Below are 876 nucleotides of genomic sequence, written 5' to 3'. Positions count from 1 at the left end.
GCTTTCGCAATGTCAGACGGCGTCAGCGCCGCATTCCCACTGCACGATAATCGACGCGCGCCGTGCAAGAGCTACCTCTTAGCCTCAGGCGCACGTCGCTTGCCGCGCGAGTCACCATTTAAAAGGGCTGCTGTCCCCGTGCAACCGGCACAGACCGCGAACAGCTCTTGCCGGGCGACGCATTATCCGGAAGTAGTCTTCAGCACGCTCATTGCGCACTCGAGGCAGCCGTATCGGACGCTCCCTTGGCCTGCGAGTTTTTCTGTGGCTTGCGGGTGGGCGCCATTGTCGATGGCGAACCTTTTGACGTGGACGTCGCTCCCCCAGTACCTCCCGTGTTGGGCGCACTCATTCCTGCACCGCCCTGGCCGGCACCATTCGCACCGCCAGCGCCAGCGCCCCCTGCGCCGGCACTGGTGCCACCGCCACCGGCGCCACCACCCGCACCCTGCGCGAACGCGGCGCCAACCGACGCGAGCGCTAACGCCGAGCACAACACTGCCCTCTTCATTGCTTTCATGATGCCTCCCTGGGTAACGCCAACACCGAGCCGCATCGTGCACGCGGGCCGGCGTTGACAACAGTCGATTTTCAGATGTCGCTCGGCGGTATGTCTTCTACACTGCGCGTCGTCGACCAGTAGGGCTCGCGGCTGTAATACTGGTGAAGCGTGGTGCCCCATGTGGCATCTGCCATCAACGGCCAGTGGTCCTTATCGAAGCCCGGGTCGTCCTTGATGCGTTGCGCGTCGATGCTGACACGGAAACACTTTGCGTCGGTATCCAGCGTGAGTGCGTTCCACGGTATCGCATGCAGGTTCGTGCCCATGCCGAGAAAGCCGCCTTCCGACAGCACGGCGTACGCAATCCTGCCGCT

The 876-nt window shown here is 63.4% G+C and carries 1 protein-coding gene; it reads right to left on the bottom strand.

Annotation, left to right across the window (positions count from 1 at the left end; translation table 11 throughout):
• Positions 1-591: 591 nt before the first annotated feature.
• The coding region (locus tag C0Z16_RS37020; protein ID WP_407070734.1) for a PRC-barrel domain-containing protein at positions 592-876 on the bottom strand (285 nt) is incomplete at its 5' end.

Origin of the sequence: Paraburkholderia rhynchosiae, assembly GCF_002879865.1 — a bacterium.
GTDB classification, from domain to species: Bacteria; Pseudomonadota; Gammaproteobacteria; order Burkholderiales; family Burkholderiaceae; genus Paraburkholderia; species Paraburkholderia rhynchosiae.
This window is presented reverse-complemented; position numbering and strand designations above follow the sequence as displayed.